This window comes from Acidovorax sp. FG48, assembly GCF_057809085.1.
Genome location: NZ_JBMDJH010000035.1, coordinates 1 through 17100, shown reverse-complemented (window position 1 = coordinate 17100; position 17100 = coordinate 1). Strand labels below are relative to the sequence as shown.

Annotated in this window: 18 protein-coding genes; 7 read left to right on the top strand and 11 right to left on the bottom strand. The window is 63.1% G+C overall.

The features are described 5' to 3' along the window. The first annotated feature begins 525 nt into the window (after positions 1–525). The 7 genes from ACODSU_RS24765 to xth all read left to right on the top strand — a co-directional run bounded on the left by ACODSU_RS24765 (position 526) and on the right by xth (position 4745). The gene (locus tag ACODSU_RS24765; protein WP_488845562.1) at positions 526–888 is read left to right on the top strand and encodes a hypothetical protein; all 363 of its coding nucleotides are present in this window, start codon (positions 526–528) and stop codon (positions 886–888) included. A gap of 118 nt (positions 889–1006) precedes the next feature. After that, complete coding sequence (locus ACODSU_RS24760) at positions 1007–1627, top strand: hypothetical protein (RefSeq protein ID WP_488845561.1); 621 nt, start codon at positions 1007–1009, stop codon at positions 1625–1627. A gap of 62 nt (positions 1628–1689) precedes the next feature. Then, positions 1690–2781, top strand: coding sequence for a hypothetical protein (locus ACODSU_RS24755; protein WP_488845559.1), 1092 nt, complete (start codon positions 1690–1692; stop codon positions 2779–2781). 199 nt (positions 2782–2980) lie between these two features. Beyond that, entirely contained in the window at positions 2981–3448 is a 468-nt protein-coding gene (locus ACODSU_RS24750) for a hypothetical protein (RefSeq protein ID WP_488845557.1), read from the top strand. Next, the gene (locus ACODSU_RS24745; RefSeq protein ID WP_488845555.1) at positions 3445–3654 is read left to right on the top strand and encodes a hypothetical protein; all 210 of its coding nucleotides are present in this window, start codon (positions 3445–3447) and stop codon (positions 3652–3654) included. The genes ACODSU_RS24750 and ACODSU_RS24745 overlap by 4 nt, the downstream gene beginning before the upstream one ends. Beyond that, positions 3651–3848: a helix-turn-helix transcriptional regulator gene (locus ACODSU_RS24740; protein ID WP_291437607.1), complete on the top strand. Its 198-nt coding sequence runs from the start codon at positions 3651–3653 to the stop codon at positions 3846–3848. The genes ACODSU_RS24745 and ACODSU_RS24740 overlap by 4 nt, the downstream gene beginning before the upstream one ends. A gap of 117 nt (positions 3849–3965) precedes the next feature. Beyond that, positions 3966–4745: an exodeoxyribonuclease III gene (gene xth / locus ACODSU_RS24735; protein WP_291445833.1), complete on the top strand. Its 780-nt coding sequence runs from the start codon at positions 3966–3968 to the stop codon at positions 4743–4745. Between the two features lie 170 nt (positions 4746–4915). On the opposite strand, the gene ACODSU_RS24730 is transcribed toward xth, so the two are convergent. The 11 genes from ACODSU_RS24730 to ACODSU_RS24680 all read right to left on the bottom strand — a co-directional run bounded on the left by ACODSU_RS24730 (position 4916) and on the right by ACODSU_RS24680 (position 16993). Beyond that, on the bottom strand, positions 4916–5863 hold the full coding sequence (locus ACODSU_RS24730) for a ferritin-like domain-containing protein (protein WP_488845552.1): 948 nt from the start codon (positions 5861–5863) through the stop codon (positions 4916–4918). A gap of 228 nt (positions 5864–6091) precedes the next feature. Then, a complete protein-coding gene (gene ntrC, locus ACODSU_RS24725; RefSeq protein WP_121943289.1) occupies positions 6092–7729 on the bottom strand; it encodes a nitrogen regulation protein NR(I) in 1638 nt (545 codons plus the stop codon). A 51-nt stretch (positions 7730–7780) separates the two neighbouring features. Continuing rightward, a complete protein-coding gene (gene glnL / locus ACODSU_RS24720; protein ID WP_043566259.1) occupies positions 7781–8806 on the bottom strand; it encodes a nitrogen regulation protein NR(II) in 1026 nt (341 codons plus the stop codon). A gap of 81 nt (positions 8807–8887) precedes the next feature. After that, positions 8888–9415: a hypothetical protein gene (locus ACODSU_RS24715; protein ID WP_015013433.1), complete on the bottom strand. Its 528-nt coding sequence runs from the start codon at positions 9413–9415 to the stop codon at positions 8888–8890. 220 nt (positions 9416–9635) lie between these two features. After that, on the bottom strand, positions 9636–11051 hold the full coding sequence (glnA, locus tag ACODSU_RS24710) for a type I glutamate--ammonia ligase (protein WP_015013432.1): 1416 nt from the start codon (positions 11049–11051) through the stop codon (positions 9636–9638). A 172-nt stretch (positions 11052–11223) separates the two neighbouring features. Further along, on the bottom strand, positions 11224–12045 hold the full coding sequence (locus ACODSU_RS24705; RefSeq protein WP_488845550.1) for a competence/damage-inducible protein A: 822 nt from the start codon (positions 12043–12045) through the stop codon (positions 11224–11226). Next, positions 12042–12992, bottom strand: a complete 951-nt coding sequence (locus tag ACODSU_RS24700) for an EI24 domain-containing protein (protein WP_488845548.1) — start codon at positions 12990–12992, stop codon at positions 12042–12044. The genes ACODSU_RS24705 and ACODSU_RS24700 overlap by 4 nt, the downstream gene beginning before the upstream one ends. 35 nt (positions 12993–13027) lie before the next feature. After that, on the bottom strand, positions 13028–14041 hold the full coding sequence (locus tag ACODSU_RS24695; protein WP_488845546.1) for a sterol desaturase family protein: 1014 nt from the start codon (positions 14039–14041) through the stop codon (positions 13028–13030). Between the two features lie 96 nt (positions 14042–14137). Further along, positions 14138–14959, bottom strand: coding sequence for a polysaccharide deacetylase family protein (locus tag ACODSU_RS24690; protein WP_488845544.1), 822 nt, complete (start codon positions 14957–14959; stop codon positions 14138–14140). A 23-nt stretch (positions 14960–14982) separates the two neighbouring features. Further along, the gene (locus tag ACODSU_RS24685) at positions 14983–15969 is read right to left on the bottom strand and encodes a YncE family protein (RefSeq protein ID WP_488845542.1); all 987 of its coding nucleotides are present in this window, start codon (positions 15967–15969) and stop codon (positions 14983–14985) included. Positions 15970–16240: 271 nt separating this feature from the next. Continuing rightward, a complete protein-coding gene (locus tag ACODSU_RS24680) occupies positions 16241–16993 on the bottom strand; it encodes a 16S rRNA pseudouridine(516) synthase (RefSeq protein WP_488845540.1) in 753 nt (250 codons plus the stop codon). Positions 16994–17100 lie beyond the last annotated feature (107 nt).

The following is a 17100-nucleotide window of genomic DNA, read 5'->3' as shown; positions in this document are numbered from 1 at the left end:
TCTGCACTCCGCGCAGCCCGTGCCCCGGCAGACAGCGTGACGGCACCAGCGGGTGTGGTTGCGGCAGTACCGGTGAAGCAGTGCCCAGGCATCCCGCGCCCAGGTTGCAACTATTTGGCCCAGTGCGAGAGCGTGTGCAACAAGTGCGGGGATTTGCATTCCGCTCGGTTTCTGGAGGACAGCCAGCCAGCAGCAATGGCGCGCAGATGGAGCACGTATGAGCAAGCCATTACCGACCCTGTGTTCCAAACAGCGCGCTCGATCATGGGTACTGAAAACATCGGACAGGACCGCCAACTGGTCAAAGCGATCAACCACGTTATTGACTCACAGCCCTCCCCCACGCCCCAGGCAGACAGCCAGCCAGCGCCAGTGGTGGGAACTATTGCGCATATAGGCACTGGCAAGACAACGCTTACAGGGGCTATTACATCTGCACTCCGCGCAGCCCGTGCCCCGGCAGACAGCGTGACGGCACCAGCGGGTGGGGAAACTTACCACCTTGGCGCTTGCATCGTGGAGGACATGCTGCACGCCACGGTGATGCGCAAAGAGCCTGGTCGCGCCGGTGCTGTGACGGTGCTGCTTTCGGAGCAGATCCCAGTGGAGCACTTGCAAGACCGCGATGTGATCGTTGACACCAACCAACCCGCCCAGGCGGCAGACAGCGTGCTGGAGGATGCGGCGCGGCTGGACTTCCTTTGCAGCACAGACAAGGTGCGGATGATCGAGTGCGAGCAAAAAGGCATGTGGCGCGTTTATCAGGACGAAGCACCACCAGAAGCCGTGCAACATCATTGGCAAGCAATAGCTTCTGATTGGCACACAACCCCACGCGCAGCCATCGACGCAGCAATCGCAGCCCGCAAGCAAGGAGGCAAACCATGAATAGCACCACTGGATGGCCCCCATCTGCGCTGATGCAGGATGACTGCAAAGCACTGAGCAAGTGGCTGGCAAATCGAGCCTGCTGCATCTGCTGGAAGCGCAAAGCGAAGGAGACACCATGACTGAGCCGACAGATGCGGAAATCCGAGGCCTCGCACATGAGGGTAACGGCGTCTATCAAGACGATGAAACCGCCATCTGGGAAATCACAGACCCTAGCTTGCTGAAATTCGCCCGCGCAGTCCTCGCCAAGTGGGGCACGCCAGCAGTAGCGAAGTGGGCACCGGAGGAAATCGCGGACGGTGAACGGGGTATTCGTTGGGTGACAAACGAAGGCATCCACGGGCGTCCAACAGACCACGATGTACGCGAGTATCTAAAGCGAACGCCGACAGCACACGGGTGCCATTGCGACGAGTGCAAGCAGTTCTACACCACCCCGCAGCCCACCCAGCCGCAGGCCGGGGCAATCACTCCCCCTCCGATTGAGTGCAACACCGAGGAATTGAAACGGGCGTATGCCTTCGGATGGTGGAGTGCGCTGGAGAAGCAGCGCGAGACAGTGCAGGCCGGGGCGGTGCCGCTGACGCCAGAGCAGATCACGGCAGCAGCGAAGAAGCTGGCCGAGTGCATGGAGTACCCCTGGGACCACATGCCAGAGCAAGGCCGAGCAGAAATGCGAAAGCATGCCCGGGCCGTGATAGCAGCTGCCAACGGAAGCCCGCCACCCACTGCCTGACAGGCACCCCCACCCCATCAACAGCCCCGCTCATGCGGGGTTTCTTATTTCTGGAGACGGACATGAAGACACCCAAAGGACAGATTGATCGCACCGGCGTCGTTAACTTCGGAGACGCCAGTGTTTCCGTATGGGAGGAAGGTATCAGCGCCGCGCGCAACGCCGATGGGTACGCGGGTGAGAAAGCCTGGTGCCTGGCCTTCAAGCGCCAGGTGTTCGCGCGCATCGTGCAGACGCTCCACCGCATCGGCTGGACGGTAGCTCCATGGGAGGATGCGGAACGGTACAAAGCCATCGCGGCGAATCACCGCACCTGCAGCAAGGGCGAGTTGAAAGGCGAGCTTGATGTCAGCGGCCGCAGCATCACTTTCAAAATGTGGCAGGGAGTGAACACGCCGACACGCTCAGACCACGGCGGCCGGTACGAAAGCAACCTGGAGGCCTGCATGCCCTACGTGCTGCGCCTCGAAATGGAGCGCACTCGCCGCCGCATCCGCGACTACCTGTGCAACGTGTTCAGTGGCTACACATTCGATAGCAAGAGCCGCAGCATCTACCGCAAGCCGCTTGAGAAAACAGCGATGGAGCGCATCGAGGAGCGCTACGCAGAGAGCTGTCATTTCAAGGGTGACATGGCGGCCTACCTAAAGTGCAACGGCTACCAGGATCTACCAAGCTACAACCGCACCAGCAGCGACGGAAAGCTGCTGGAACATGGCCAGCGTGTCTGGACCACGGACTGGCATGGCCGGTGGATCGAGGGCACGGCGCTCTACAACATCAACAGCATGTGGTGGGTGGTCACCGGACGCTACGACTACACGAACAAATCAGCCAGCGAGCTGCGCACCACGCCACCCGAAAACCCCAGGGTGAAGCAGAACCAGCGCCAGCGCCGCAAGCGCTTGGAGGGCCTGATGGCCGACGCCGTCAAGGTCATGGACTTCGACCGCGCGAAGGTGCTCAAGGCCATCTTGTGGCCGCAGCCCGAGCCACTGTTCCACATCATCAAAAACGGTGCCTACTTCGGCCCCAACTACTGCGGCTACACCACCAGCCCGGTGGACGCCGGGAAATACGCCAAGGACGAGCTGCGGCCCTACGCCGACCAGATCAAACGCGGAACCCTCCGGGCCGTGCCGGTTGCGGCATGACCACCCCGCCCGACTGGTCAGCCGCAGACAAGGCCTACCAGCTCCACCACACCGGCTGTGCCACATGCCGCGCCGCCGGCGGCAACCCCAACAACCTGCAGCGCTGCCCCACGGGCACGGAGCTGTGGGCCACCTATCAAGCCGCGGGCATGCCCCCGCATTTCACCTGGCTGCGGAAGCGGCCGGGAAGGACGAAACCATGAAGATGGCAAAACCTTCAACCCGTGACATCGACGCAGGCGGCGAATTGCTGTGCCTGCTGGACACCATTGACGAACGCTGGGGAGGGCCCTGGCCGATCCACGGCGCGCCGCAGGATTTGGGCAAGTTCCTCAACGACGAAGACGAGAGCTTCGACAGCGACAACCCGAAACACCTGCAGGTGCTCTACAACCACCTCGCCAAGCTGCTGCGCACGGCGCCGAACTTTCACGGCCGAGTTCTGGGCGGCATGTGCTACGTCATCTGCTGGGACAAAAACCAGATTCTCGACCCGGCACTCGACCACCTTGAGCTGCATCCGGACATCCTCGCGGGCCTGCAGCTGCTGGCCGCGCAGCGTGCCGACTTCCTGCCCAAACTGGAGCGCGAGGCCCGCGCTGCAGTGGCCACCGCCATAGATGCATCCGCCGACCGCCACCTGCGGGAAATGGGTCTGATGCCATGACCAAACGCCCCTCCCTCTCGCCCGCCCAGCGCAACGCACTGTGGCGCGCAACGGTGGGGCAGACGCCCACCAAAGACCCCCGCACCCTGCAAGCCCTGCACCGCAAGGGCCTGCTCCAAGGGATCAATCACCGCCCCACCGATGCGGGCGCCGCGTACTTCGCTCAACCCGCCACAAGCGAACCCCCAGGAGCCAGAACAACATGAACACCGCACAACACCCCCTCGCCTATCAAATCAACCACGCCGCCGCAAAGCTCGATGTCTCGCGCGCAACCATCTACCGGCTGGTCAAGGACAAGCATTTGACGCTGGTGAAAGTCGGCAAGCGTGCCAGCCGGATCACCGCGAAAAGCATCCACGACTACCTGGAGTCTCGGTGCGGCGACAATGGCGGCTAGGCCCCTCGACCACGGCTATCCCAGGGCACAAAATTCGGGTAGCTAGGTGGGTAGCCAGCCCAAAAATCGGCACCATAAATCCAACAACCCATTGATCTACAAGAGATTTTTCAGCCAATGCAAATTGCCACCTGGAACGTGAACTCCCTGTCGGTGCGCCTGCCCCAGGTGCTGGCCTGGCTGGCCGCCAACCCGGTCGATGCCCTGTGCCTGCAGGAGCTCAAGCTCACCGACGACAAGTTTCCGCACGACGCGCTGAAAGAGGCGGGCTACGAAGCCGTCGCCTTCGGCCAGAAGACCTACAACGGCGTGGCCATCCTGAGCCGCCACCCGTTGCGCGACGTGGTGCGCAACATCCCTGACTTTGGCGACGAGCAGGCCCGCGTCATTGCCGCCACGCTGGACACGCCCACAGGCCCGCTGCGCCTACTCAACGGCTACTTCGTCAACGGCCAGGAGCCGGGCTCGGAAAAGTTTGCCTACAAGATGCGCTGGCTGCAGGCCCTGCAGGACATGGTGCGCGCCGAGATGGCGGCCCACCCCCGCCTGGTGCTGGTGGGCGACTTCAATGTGGCGCCTGAAGACCGCGACTCGTACGACCCCGAAGGCCTGCGCGAGACCATCCACCACACGACCGAAGAGCGCAACCACTTCCAGGCGCTGCTGGCGTTGGGGCTGACCGACGCTTTCCGCATGTTCGAGCAGCCTGAAAAGAGCTACTCGTGGTGGGATTACCGCATGCTGGGCTTCCAGAAAAACCGGGGGCTGCGCATCGACCACATCCTGGTGAGCGAAGCGCTCAAGCCCACAGTGACGGCCTGCATGGTGGACCGCGCTCCGCGCAAGAACCCGCAACCCAGCGACCACGCGCCGGTGGTGGTCACGATGAGCGCCTGATACGTAATACGACCGCTCGGCTGCAGCCCTCAGGCTGCCTGCAAGCGACGCAAAAAAGGCTGCCAGAGTATTCCTCTGGCAGCCTTTTTTTCTAGGGGGCAACCCTCAGGTGCAGCACAGGCGCCATCTCAGGCGTGGCTCACCCAAAGGGGCACCCCTGGCCCGTGGGATCAGGGCCGTGGCGAGAACCCGTCGCGCAGCGCACGCACCTCGTCGTGGTTGCGCTGGGCGCCTTGCGCCTGGCGCTCCACCAGTGCGCGCACATCGGCAGGGAGCGTCGCCTTCAACGCCTTGCGGTAGCGGGCGACCGCAGCGTCCTCGCCACGCTCGCACTCTTCCAGCACGGCCTTGTCGTCGCGGGTGGAGAGTGCCGTCTTCACCGACACCCAGCCCCGGTGCAACGCACCTGCCACCGTGCCGCCCTGTGCAGGGTCGCCATTCAGGCGGCGGATCTCATGCTCCAGCTCGACAGCGGCAGCGGCACATTCACGCGAGTGACGCTGGAAAATGCCCTTGAGCTGGCCCGACTCGGCATGCTCCGCACAGGCATGGAAGCCGTACTCGCCGTCGCGTGCAGACTCCAGCAGGTCATTGAGTACATCGACCACATCCTCGGCGTCGATCACGTCCATCGGGCGGTCGGTGGCGAGCGCAGTGCGGTTGGCGGCGCGCTCCCACGCCGCACGGGTGGCGGGGCGTACGTCGGTCCAGGCCAGGCCATCGCTGCCGTGGCGTGCGCGCCAGTCGTCCGCCAGGCGCGGTTCGATGGCGTCAAAGTCGCCCTCGTAGCGGCCCACGGACGACCAGCCCAGCTCATAGGCCGGACGGTATTGGTCGTACGTGCGGTCGCCCACGTAGTAGGGCTCGCGGTGGTAGGTTTCGCGCCAGTAAGCGTCTTCTTCGGTGGGGTTGACGGCCTCGGCAGCCGCCTTGCCAGCCAGGCCGCCGGCCACAGCCCCAGCTACGCCACCAATGGCAGCGCCGACCGGGCCGCCGAAAGCACCAGCGGCAGCGCCGGCAGCAGCGCCACCCAGGGCTGCACCCACGCCCGTTCCGACGGGGTGAGCACCCGGCTCATTGGTCAAAGGGTCACGGTTGGCATCATTGAAATCCGACATAGGAACATCTCCGGTTGGTTGACAGTGACTTCATTGTTGAAGCCACCTCCGGAGTGCCAGGTCGGCCCAGGGAGGGCCTGCATGTAGGACATGGCCCGCCATGCAGTGCGATGCGCAGCGCGCATCCGGGCCAGGTTACAACGATGCCACCAACGAAGCGGCGGCACCTTGCATCGCTACGATTTCAATAGCTGCAGGGGCATGATCAACATGCGCCTGCGGCCATTTTCACGCTTCGTCTGGCGCGTCCAGGCCCAGCTCCTGGATCTTGCGCGTGATGGTGTTGCGCCCAATGCCCAGGCGCTGCGCGGCCTCCATGCGGCGGCCGTGGGTGGCCACCAGGGCCGTGCGAATCAGGCGTGACTCAAAGCGCCGCGTGAGCGCGTCCCACACTTCGGGCTGGCCGCCTGCCAGCAGTTTTTGCGCTTCGGTTTCCAGTGCCTGCTCCCAGCTGTGGGCGGCAGCCACAGGGGCTGCGGCGGCGTCGGCCGACCAGGACGCAACGGCCGCAGGTGCAGACGCCGACACTGGAGCAGACACCTGCGCTGCGGGGTGCAGGCCACCCACCAATTCGGGTGCGGGCTGCGCCACTGGCGCAACTGGCGCCAGCGGGGCCACCGGCATCGATGTCACCGTGGCCGCCGCAGGCTCGGCACCCGCGGTAGCGCGGACGGGCGGCTGGTACACCGGGGCCTCCAACACCTCGGGGGGCAGGTCTTGCAGCGAGATCACCTGGGCGGGCGCCATCACGGTCAGCCAGTGGCAGATGTTCTCCAGCTGGCGCACATTGCCCGGGAAGGCAAACTGCTCCAGCCGCGCCAGTGCCGAGTCGGCAATGCGCTTGGGCTCCACACCCAGCTGCCGCGCGCTTTGCTGCAGGAAGTGGCGCGTGAGCATGGGCACGTCCTCGTGCCGCTCGCGCAGCGCGGGCAGGCGCAGGCGGATCACGTTGAGGCGGTGGAACAAGTCTTCGCGGAAGCCACCTTCCTTGACGCGCTGCTCCAGGTTCTGGTGGGTGGCGGCAATCACGCGCACATGGGCCTTGACGGCCGCGTGGCCGCCCACCCGGTAGAACTGGCCGTCAGACAGCACGCGCAGCAGGCGTGTCTGCAGGTCAAACGGCATGTCGCCGATTTCGTCGAGGAACAGCGTGCCGCCCTCGGCCTGCTCGAAGCGGCCGCGCCGCTGCGTCTGCGCACCAGTGAAGGCACCGCGCTCGTGGCCGAAGAGTTCGCTCTCCAGCAAGTCCTTGGGAATGGCGGCGGTGTTGATGGCCACAAAGGGGCCGTCCGCCACGGGCGAGTGCTTGTGCAGCGCGCGCGCCACCAGTTCCTTGCCCGAACCCGATTCGCCGGTGATGAGCACCGTGACCTGGCTTTGCGACAGTCGCCCGATGGCGCGGAACACGTCCTGCATGGCGGGCGCCTGGCCCAGCATTTCGGGGGTCGCGGTCTGGCGCTCTTCGGTGACTTCTTCGCGCTGGCTTTCTTCGACCGCGCGGCGGATCAGCTCTACCGCCTTGGGCAGGTCAAAGGGCTTGGGCAGGTATTCGAACGCGCCGCGCTGAAAGGCCGATACCGCGCTGTCGAGGTCGGAGTACGCCGTCATGATGATGACGGGCAGGCCGGGCTGCAGCTCGCGCACCTTCTCCAGCAGTTGCAGGCCCGAGCCTCCGGGCATGCGGATGTCGCTCACCAAGACCTGGGGGCCCTGGCGGGCGGGGTCGCCCGCAGTGACATCGGCCAGTGCGTCCAGCACTTCGCGCGGGTGGGTGAAGCTGCGCGTGGGCAGGTTCTCGCGGGCCAGCGCCTTTTCCAGGACGAAGCGGATCGAGGGGTCGTCATCTACTATCCAGATCGGCTTCATATGTTTTTCTTACCTTCCCTGTGGTTGCGTGTCAGGGACCGTCGTGCGCTGTCAAGGCAAGGGGATCAGGATTCGGAAGTCGGTGCGACCCGGTACGCTGTCGCATTCGATCAACCCGTGGTGTCGCTGCACGAAGGTTTGCGCCAACGTCAGCCCCAGCCCTGATCCGCCGTCCCGACCCGACACCAAGGGGTAAAAAATCCGCTCCTTGATGGCATCGGGTACGCCCGGTCCGTTGTCGATGACATGCAATTCCAGTGCCAGCCGATAGCGTTGCCGGCCGAACGTGACCTGGCGGGCCACACGTGTGCGCAGCGTGATCACGGCATCGCCCTTGGCGATACGCTCTGACAGCGCCTGGGCCGCGTTCTGCACGATGTTCAGCACCGCCTGAATGAGCTGCGCACGGTCCCCGCGAAACTCGGGGATGGAGGTGTCGTAGTCGCGCTGAACCTTGAGGCCTTGCGGGTATTCGACCAGCACGAGCGAGCGCACGCGCTCGCACACCTCGTGGATGTTCACGTCGCCCACCAGATGCGGATGGCGGTGGGGAGCTAGCAACCGGTCCACCAGGCTTTGCAGGCGGTCGGCCTCGTGGATGATGACCTGGGTGTATTCGGTGAGCTCGCGGTTATCGAGTTCCATCTCCAGCAGTTGCGCCGCGCCCCGAATGCCGCCCAGCGGGTTCTTGATCTCGTGGGCCAGGTTGCGGATCAGCTCCTTGTTGGCCTGGGCCTGGTCGCGCAGGCGCTCTTCGCGGTCCTGGCGGGCCTGCTGCTCCAGCGGCCACAGCTCCACCAGGATTTCGCCCACCTGCTCGGCATCGGCCACATTGACATGCACGGGCACCGGGTCCTGGTGCAGGCGTTTCAGGCTGGCCTCGTAGCGCAGCGCGGCAAAGTCTTTGCCCCGGGCGCCCGCCAGGGCGGTCTGCAGCAATGCGGGGTCGGTGAAGAAGGTGGAAAAGTCCGCCCCTTCCAGGGTGCGGCGCGAGAGGCCCAGCGTGTTTTCCAGGGCGGCGTTGGCAAACTGCACGGCACCATCATCCGCACGCAGCACCGCCACCAGGGTGGACATCAGGTCCAGGGAATGAAAACGCCCGGTGTCAGTGCCGGGCAGGTCGGGAAAGGAAGGGGCACTCACGCGCTGTCGCCGTTGTCAGTTGGTGGGCGCAGCGGGCGCGGGCAGGCGGGCAATCTCGCGCTTGATCCCTGCGATGTCGCTCTCGCTGCGGGCGAGGCTGGCCTTGAGTTCGGCCGTGCGCTCGGTATAGCGCTGGGGGTTGCGCAGATCCAGCGCATTGCGCTCGGGCGCACCGTTGTTGTATTCCTTGAGCAACTCGGCATGGCGCGTTTCCGCCTTGCGCAGCTCGGACTCCAGAATGGCGCGGGCATCCGAGTCACGGGACTTTTGCTCGTTGTTGCTCACGCGCGGAGCGTTGGCGGGCGAGGTCGCAGACGACGGAGCTGCTGCCCCACCGCCACCGGCGGCAGGGGCTGCGGCAGACGCCGGGCGGGTGCCCTGCACCACGGTGACATTGCCGCCTTCGACCAGCTTGCAGCCACGCTCCTTGGCCTGCTGCGCGTTGTTGGTGTATTCGTTGCCGCAACGATAGATGCGGTCTTGCGCCTGGACTGCGGGAACGGCGGCGGCGATGAGAAGCAGGGTGATGAGCGTTTTTTTCATTCGGTTTCCTCGCACGGACATGCAGGGGTCGGGGGAGTATCCCCCAATCACCTCACATCTCCAATCCAACAAAGACAGACCCTTGCAGGGCTGTGTATACGGATGCAACACCGGACGCCTTGGTTCCACCACGTGCACTCAGCGCGTCCGCCCGCTTCGCCCGCCCATGAAAAAAGGCGGCTTACGCCGCCTTTTTGAGCCATGGTCTGCAAGCAGACGATTACAGCGAGTAGTACATGTCGTACTCGACAGGGTGCACGGCCATGCGGAAGCGGGTCACTTCGTTCATCTTCAGATCGATGTAGGCGTCGATCATGCTGTCGGTGAACACGCCACCCTTGGTCAGGAACGCGCGGTCCTTGTCCAGGTGCTCCAGGGCTTGGTCCAGGCTGTGGCACACGGTGGGCACCAGCTTGTCTTCTTCGGGAGGCAGGTGGTACAGGTCCTTCGTGGCGGCTTCGCCCGGATGGATCTTGTTTTCCACGCCGTCCAGACCGGCCATCAGCAGTGCAGCGAAGCCCAGGTAAGGGTTCATCAGTGGATCGGGGAAGCGGGCTTCCACGCGACGGCCCTTGGGGTTGGCCACATAAGGAATGCGGATCGAGGCAGAACGGTTCTTGGCCGAGTAGGCCAGCTTCACCGGGGCTTCGAAGTGAGGCACCAGGCGCTTGTAGCTATTGGTGCCGGGGTTGGTGATGGCGTTCAGGGCACGGGCGTGCTTGATGATGCCGCCGATGTAGTACAGCGCGAAGTCCGACAGACCGGCATAGCCGTCGCCAGCGAACAGGTTCTTGCCGTCCTTCCACACGGACTGGTGCACGTGCATGCCGGAGCCATTGTCGCCGTGGTAAGGCTTGGGCATGAACGTGGCGGTCTTGCCGTAGGCGTTGGCCACGTTGTGGATCACGTACTTTTGCAGGATGGTCCAGTCTGCGCGCTCGACCAGCGTGCTGAACTTGGTGCCGATTTCGTTCTGGCCAGCGCCCGCCACTTCGTGGTGGAACACTTCGACCGGGATGCCCAGGGATTCAAGGATCAGGGACATCTCGGCGCGCATGTCTTGCGTGCTGTCAACGGGAGGCACGGGGAAGTAGCCGCCCTTGACGGTGGGACGGTGGCCGCGGTTGCCGCCTTCGAGCTTGGCGCCAGTGTTCCAGGGGGCTTCGTACTCTTCGATTTCGTAGAAGGTGTTGTTGGGCTCGGTGCTCCAGCGCACGCCGTCGAAGATGAAGAATTCTGGCTCAGGACCGAAGTAGGCGGTGTCGCCCAGACCGGAGGCCTTCAGGTAGGCTTCAGCGCGCTTGGCGATGGAGCGCGGGTCACGGTCATAGGCCTTGCCGTCGGCGGGCTCGATCACGTCGCAGGTCAGGATCAGCGTCGTTTCTTCGAAGAAAGGATCGATGTTGGCCGTGCTCGGGTCGGGGATCAGCTGCATGTCGGAGGCTTCGATGCCCTTCCAACCGGCAATCGACGAGCCGTCAAAGGCGTGGCCCGAAGTGAACTTGTCTTCGTCGAAGTGAGAGACGGGCACCGTGGTGTGCTGTTGTTTGCCACGGGTATCGGTAAAACGGAAGTCAACGAACTTGACTTCGTTCTCCTTCACCATCTTCATCACGTCTGCAACGGTCTTGGCCATCAGGTTCTCCTGGATAAAGCGCTTGTTGAAAAAAGAGTTTGCTGAAACAAAAGCAGTTTGCGTGCCAGCCGAGTGCAGCACCGCACTATGAAGGAGCGCTACTAGCGGCAGGTCGGCGTGGCATACGCCCAAAAGCACCAATACGGTGCAATTCATCTATCCAATCTGGACCTCAGAGGTTACGCACCAATTCAGGGCCACAATTTGCACCAAATTCGTGCAACCCTGTTTTTAGTGCCTCCCATGCGGCGGGCACGGAAGACGCAGGCCCTTTGACACCCAGTTCGATATGCCGCCCGTATTGTGGATGATCTACGCTGGGCAAACTGAACACCCGCACATCAGGGTGTGATTTTTCAATCTGCTCCATGAGGGGCGTCAACGAGGCCTCCATCGCACCAAAGACCACCACCGACTGCTCGGTCTGCGGCGCGCGGTTGAAATGGGCTGCGTAATGGTGCTCCAGCACCCACTCGATCATGGGCCAGGCCATCACAGGAAACCCTGGAACGAAGTGCACAGATCCACCGCCAGGCCCGTCGCAGCTGAAGCCGGGGATCTTGTTGTAAGGGTTGGGGATGATGCGCGCGCCCACCGGGAACATGCCCATGTTGAGGCGGTGCACGTTGTCGGAGCGATCAGGCTCGTAGGGCACGCCCTGCTCTCGCGCCACATCCTGCATGCGTTCGCGGATCAGCGCCTCGGCCTCTGGGTGCAGTGCCAGATCCTGGCCCAGGGCTCGTCCAGCGCACTGCCGCGTGTGGTCGTCAGGCGTTGCACCAATGCCGCCACACGAGAACACCACATCGGCCGACGCAAACGCCCGCTGCAAAGTGGCCGTGATCCGGTCCGGGTTGTCGCCCACATAGTCGGCGTAGGCCAGGGACAGGCCGCGTGCCGACAACAGTTCGATCACCTTGGGCATGTGCTTGTCGGCCCGTTTGCCTGACAGGATCTCGTCGCCCACGATGATGAGGCCGAAGGTAGGTGTCATGGTGCGTTGTCTCCAGAGGGCGAAATGGCAGGGGGTGGTAGCGCGGCCGCAGTAGGGGCCGCAGTTCCCAGCGCTGGCGTGTCCGCAGGGCGTGGGGTCAATGCAGACGAGGCCGACGAAGGGGCGGGCTCGGCCATGGGCATATTCGACCCCCGCTCGGCCCGCAAGCGTTGCAAGGCGGCCAGGCCATAGTGCGTGAACCACAGCGAGGAAAACGCGAACACCAGGGTGTAGATCCAGATCGCCAGTGGCACCAGCACAAAAAACGCGGCGGCAAACACCACACCCGATGCCCACACGATGCTGGGCGCCGCCCCCAGGTAACCCGTGACGATGCCAATACCCAGCAGGCTGCTGCGATGGCGCCGGAAGATCTCCTGGCGCTCCTCCTTGCTGGCGTGGTCCGCCAGTGCGTCAAACACCATCACCCGGTAGGTCAGCCATCCCCAGATCAAGGGCGGCAAAACGAGGACCAGCGGCGGAACCAGCCACAGCGGAACCGACACCACCAGGGCCACGAGCGCCAGCACCGTGGAGCCCACGGACCAAGCAACACTCGCGATGAAAGACCCGCCTTTTTTGCGCTTCAGGTCCGGAAAACGCCGGGCGGCCACCAAGGCCACCAAGGCAGGCGTCATCAGTACCGCCACGGCCAGCAGCGACACCACCACCAACACAGGTGCCACAGCCAGCACCACCATCAGCGGCGCCATGACGGCCGTCACATCCCCCAGGCCCCAGCCCTGGAGCCAGCCCCAGACGCTGGCCAGCAGCGAGGAGGCATCGAGCAAGGTGCGCATTGCCTGCACTGCCACGTCCCAGTAAAAGTAGCCCAGGCCCATCGCCAACACGGCCATCAAGACCAGGGGCAGGAGCGACAGCGCGATCACACGCGGACGCAGGCAGTAGGCGGCGGCACGCCAGAAAGAATCAAGCAGTAATCCCATGGCTGCAAGCATACAGGCAGCGCCTGCCGGGCCGCTCACGCCTTGCCCAGCAACCTCAGCACGCCCCGCCATTGCTGGGACCAGAATCCCCTGCCGTAGTCGCGCACGCGGCCATCAGGCCCCGGCTCCACCTGGTCGCGCACACCGGTCGGGTCAAACCGCTTTTCGAAGTTGGCCGTGCCCATCAGCATGTCCCACCAGGGCAGCAGCACCCCAAAGTTGTGCCCGCCGAGTACCACGCGCGGTGGCGTTGCAGTTTGGCCCGATATCGCCTCGGTCGAGGCCTTGACCGTCTCGTGGCCAATGCCAATGCTGTGGTGCCGACGGTGAAACCGGGGGCTGATCCAGAGCCGCTCCCCCACCTGACCGAACCACAGCCGCACGTTGGCGTGCTGAAAGCTCTCGCTGAGCTGGGTGATGGCCACAATGGCAATGAACTGCCCTGGCGCAACACCGATCAGCTGCGCCACCGTCACCAGAATCACGTCGCGCAGCAGGTCGTCGAGCAGGTGGTTGCGGTTGTCGCTCCACATCGTCATCTGCTGCTGCGCATGGTGCAGCGAATGCAGTCGCCACCACCACTCGAAGTGATGCTGCCCCCGGTGGATCCAGTAGTCCACAAAATCGAACACCACCAGGTACAGCAGCAAACTGACCCAGGAGATGTCCGTCACACCCGGCCAGATGCCGTCGAGCTGGAAGGTGCTGACACCTGCCACACGCAGCGCACCAAACAACGAATCCGCGAGCGGGTCTACTGTGAAGAACAGCGCCAGACGAAACAGCCCCAGCCGGTGGATCAGGGTGTAGAGGATGTCGGTGCGTATGGTGGCGCGGTCAGTGATCTCCTCCACTGGCCACCAGCGCTGCATCGGACCAATCACGGCCACGATGACCACCAGTTGCAGGAAGCCCACCAGCAGCCATCCAGAAGCCTCATAGCCGTTCTCCAGCAGGCTGGCCAACCCTGTGGTGAACATCAGCGGCTGCAGCACGCTCTCAAAAAGCCATTGCTGCACGCTGTCAAATACGCCGCCTAGCCATCCCATCGTGTTGCGCTCCCTGGCACCCGTTTATTCATGCACCCATTCGGCAACTGCGCCCTGCGCCACTGCATCCATGGTCGCACTGGCCCCACAGCCCCTCTAGCGAACCTGAGCCACTGCGGCTGCATAGTCCGGATGGTCCCGCAGGGTGCGAAAGCAAAACCCTCGCTGCTTGAGCCCTTCAATCAAAGGCTCCAGCACAGCGGGCGCCCAGGCGTCCTTGCGCGACCAGATCCCCAGGTGAGCCAGGAGAATGTCGCCACTGCGCACATCGCGCAGCGCCTTGTTCAGCAGCGCGGCGTTGCTGGCCGTCTCACTGGGCAGCTCATCGCCCAAAAAGCCGGCGGGCGACCAACCCACATGCGCATAACCGCAAGCCTTTGCACTGGCAATCAATTGCGCAGAGGTCTTGCCGCCCGGCGCGCGGAACAGGGGCAAAGGCGTCTTCCCAGTTATGGCCTTCAGGCGATCCGCTGCATGGGTGATTTCTTCGCAGTATTCCGCCGCCGACATCACAAAACTCTGCCCCTCACGCGGTCCCGCCGAGGGGCGAACCCGAAACGCCGGGTGTTGCGCGTTGCCAGCATCGGCGCGCCAGTAGGTGTGGTTCCAGGTATGGGAGGCAAACTCATGCCCCTCCGCAGCGCGCGCACGCCACCACGGAGCCCAATGATCTCCCAGGCTTCCATCGCCTTCCTTCGTGCGCTCGTTGGCGGCAAAGAAGGTCACGTGCACCTGCTGGCGTTTGAGGACCTCCGCCACCAACGGCGCCACCTCCATGTGGCCGGTGTCAAAGGTCAGGTAGAGGGGCTTTTTGCACTCATTTTGCGCAGTAGCGCTAGTGAAACATGCCCAAGCAGCTATCAATACAATAGCATTGCGACGCCTGCCGTGTGTTGCACGAAGAGCGCTGAGAAACATACCTCTGACCGGCTGTGCAACGCTCAACGCGGCGCGTGCTGCAAGGTCCACACGCCGTGGGGCGATTTGCCCACGTTGACCTGGCGCACCACCTTCTTGGCCTGGGTATCCACCACGGACAGCTTCCGCGCCCAACGCGAACTGACGTAGATGTAGCGTCCATCCGCCGAAACATCCATGCAATCAGGGCCGCCAGGCACGGGGTACGACTCGACGACCTGCTGGGTGTTCATGTCGATCTTGCTGATCGAGTTGGCCACGCGATTGCTCACATACAGGTGGCGCCCGTCGCCAGCGGCACGAAAAGCGTGTGCACCGTTGCCTGTCTTGATCCGCTTGACGCTGATCGCTTCACGCCCGGAGATATCGAACACCTCCACGCTGTCACCGCCCGTGAGGCCCACAAACAGGTGCTTGCCATCGGGGCTGCCATACACATCCGCAGGCATGGGTCCTGTTTTGACGCGCCATTTGATGGTCTGGGTGGCAATGTCAATCGCCACCAGTTCGTCACTGTCCTGCATGGTCGAGTAGACGGTGGTGCTGCGGCTATCGATCCACAGATGGCTGGGCGTGCGGGAGGTGGCCACACGCTGCACCAGCGTCAAGTCCTTGCCATCCCAGCGGTAAAAATCCACATGGTTCAGGCGGTTGGCGGCCGTGATGAACCATTTCATGTCCGGGCTGAAGCGCAGGTGGTAGGGGTCCACAATGCCGCGCACCGTACGCTGCACCTCGGCGGTACGGGGGTCTACAAAAGTCAGGGTATCGCCGAGCGCGTTGGCCACGATGATCGATTTTTCATCGGGCGTCAGATACAGATGGTGCGGCTCTTTGCCCGTGGGAATTCGGGCTGTCTCGGCCCAGGTCACCGGGTCGATGACGCTGACGTTGGCCTCCAGCGAATTGAGCACAAAAAGAGGCGGCGCGCCCGATGCGACACTGGCAACGGAATACCACAACCCACCAAGGGCGATAACGCAGGTGCGTGCAATCGAGAGAATCTTCACAAAACCACTTTCAACACAGCCTTGGAGTGTAGCGCCGCGCCTGCCGAGGTCTTGAGCGACAACACGTAACATCAGGGTGATCGTGCACTCTTTGACCAAAGTCATGTCGGCACTGGAACGAGCAAGGATGCTGGGCGCGCTGAGAGATGCCGTCGCACTACACCAGAAGGGCCGAATTCGCTTAGATGACTGGACCTTCAAGGATAGGGAGCACCATGCATCGACCGCACGCTTGGCGCCAAACAACAACGATTCCCCCCTGAAGAACGACTCAAGTGTTGCTGCTCAGAAGCTCAAGATCAGACGCACTGAGCCATCGCCATTGCCCGGGCGCCAAATCTGCCGGCAAGTCCATGCCCCCAATGCGAGAGCGGTGCAGCCCTTCCACCCTGTTACCAACAGCAGCAATCATCCGTTTGACCTGGTGGTATTTACCTTCGGTCAGTGTCATATCCAAGCGATGGGTGTCCACCATGGTGCAATGTGCTGCACGCACTGGCTTGGGGTCGTCGTCCAGAACAACTCCTGCCAACAGTTTCGACACCTGCGCCTCATCCACAGGGTGTTTGGTCGTGACTTGATAGACCTTCGGCACATGCTTCTTGGGCGAACTCAAGCGGTGGATGAACTGCCCGTCATCGCTCAGTAGCAGCATGCCGGTGGTGTCCTGATCAAGACGCCCCACCGCCTGCACGCCTTGCACCGCACTCTTTGTGGGTCGCTGGCGCAACGGCAGAGGCAATAGCGTGTAGATGCTGGGATAGGTAGAAGGCTTTTGAGAGCATTCCGTACCGGCAGGCTTATGCAGCAGTACGTAAGCCTTGGCGTGGAAAGGCCAGTCCACGCCTTGCACGCGAAGCAGCAGTCCTTCGGGTTCGAAATCGGCCGTTGCCTCCGAGCAAAGCACGTAGTCAGCATTGGGCGATGACGCATCACACACCGAAACCCATCCCTGCTGAATCAGCCCCGCACAGACACGTCGCGTACCAAAGCCCTGGGAATAAAGAATGTCTTGCAGTTGCATGGCCAATAGTTGCAGAAGATGCCGGGACAGCGGTGACTAACTTCCGCCTTTCCAAAGCAAAAAACCCCAGTCTTTATGAGACTGGGGTTTTCTGGGCTGTAAGAGCC

Bases quoted from the DNA above. Each gene is read 5' to 3' on its own strand.
- ACODSU_RS24760 (WP_488845561.1), top strand. From the start codon at position 1,007: ATGACTGAGCCGACAGATGCGGAAATCCGAGGCCTCGCACATGAGGGT.
- ACODSU_RS24700 (WP_488845548.1), bottom strand. From the start codon at position 12,992: ATGGGATTACTGCTTGATTCTTTCTGGCGTGCCGCCGCCTACTGCCTG.
- ACODSU_RS24705 (WP_488845550.1), bottom strand. From the start codon at position 12,045: ATGACACCTACCTTCGGCCTCATCATCGTGGGCGACGAGATCCTGTCA.
- ACODSU_RS24730 (WP_488845552.1), bottom strand. From the start codon at position 5,863: ATGTCGGATTTCAATGATGCCAACCGTGACCCTTTGACCAATGAGCCG.
- glnL (WP_043566259.1), bottom strand. From the start codon at position 8,806: ATGTCCACCCTGGTGGCGGTGCTGCGTGCGGATGATGGTGCCGTGCAG.
- ACODSU_RS24745 (WP_488845555.1), top strand. From the start codon at position 3,445: ATGACCAAACGCCCCTCCCTCTCGCCCGCCCAGCGCAACGCACTGTGG.
- ACODSU_RS24740 (WP_291437607.1), top strand. From the start codon at position 3,651: ATGAACACCGCACAACACCCCCTCGCCTATCAAATCAACCACGCCGCC.
- ntrC (WP_121943289.1), bottom strand. From the start codon at position 7,729: ATGAAGCCGATCTGGATAGTAGATGACGACCCCTCGATCCGCTTCGTC.
- glnA (WP_015013432.1), bottom strand. From the start codon at position 11,051: ATGGCCAAGACCGTTGCAGACGTGATGAAGATGGTGAAGGAGAACGAA.
- ACODSU_RS24690 (WP_488845544.1), bottom strand. From the start codon at position 14,959: ATGTTTCTCAGCGCTCTTCGTGCAACACACGGCAGGCGTCGCAATGCT.
- ACODSU_RS24680 (WP_488845540.1), bottom strand. From the start codon at position 16,993: ATGCAACTGCAAGACATTCTTTATTCCCAGGGCTTTGGTACGCGACGT.
- xth (WP_291445833.1), top strand. From the start codon at position 3,966: ATGCAAATTGCCACCTGGAACGTGAACTCCCTGTCGGTGCGCCTGCCC.
- ACODSU_RS24755 (WP_488845559.1), top strand. From the start codon at position 1,690: ATGAAGACACCCAAAGGACAGATTGATCGCACCGGCGTCGTTAACTTC.
- ACODSU_RS24750 (WP_488845557.1), top strand. From the start codon at position 2,981: ATGAAGATGGCAAAACCTTCAACCCGTGACATCGACGCAGGCGGCGAA.
- ACODSU_RS24715 (WP_015013433.1), bottom strand. From the start codon at position 9,415: ATGAAAAAAACGCTCATCACCCTGCTTCTCATCGCCGCCGCCGTTCCC.
- ACODSU_RS24695 (WP_488845546.1), bottom strand. From the start codon at position 14,041: ATGGGATGGCTAGGCGGCGTATTTGACAGCGTGCAGCAATGGCTTTTT.
- ACODSU_RS24765 (WP_488845562.1), top strand. From the start codon at position 526: ATGCTGCACGCCACGGTGATGCGCAAAGAGCCTGGTCGCGCCGGTGCT.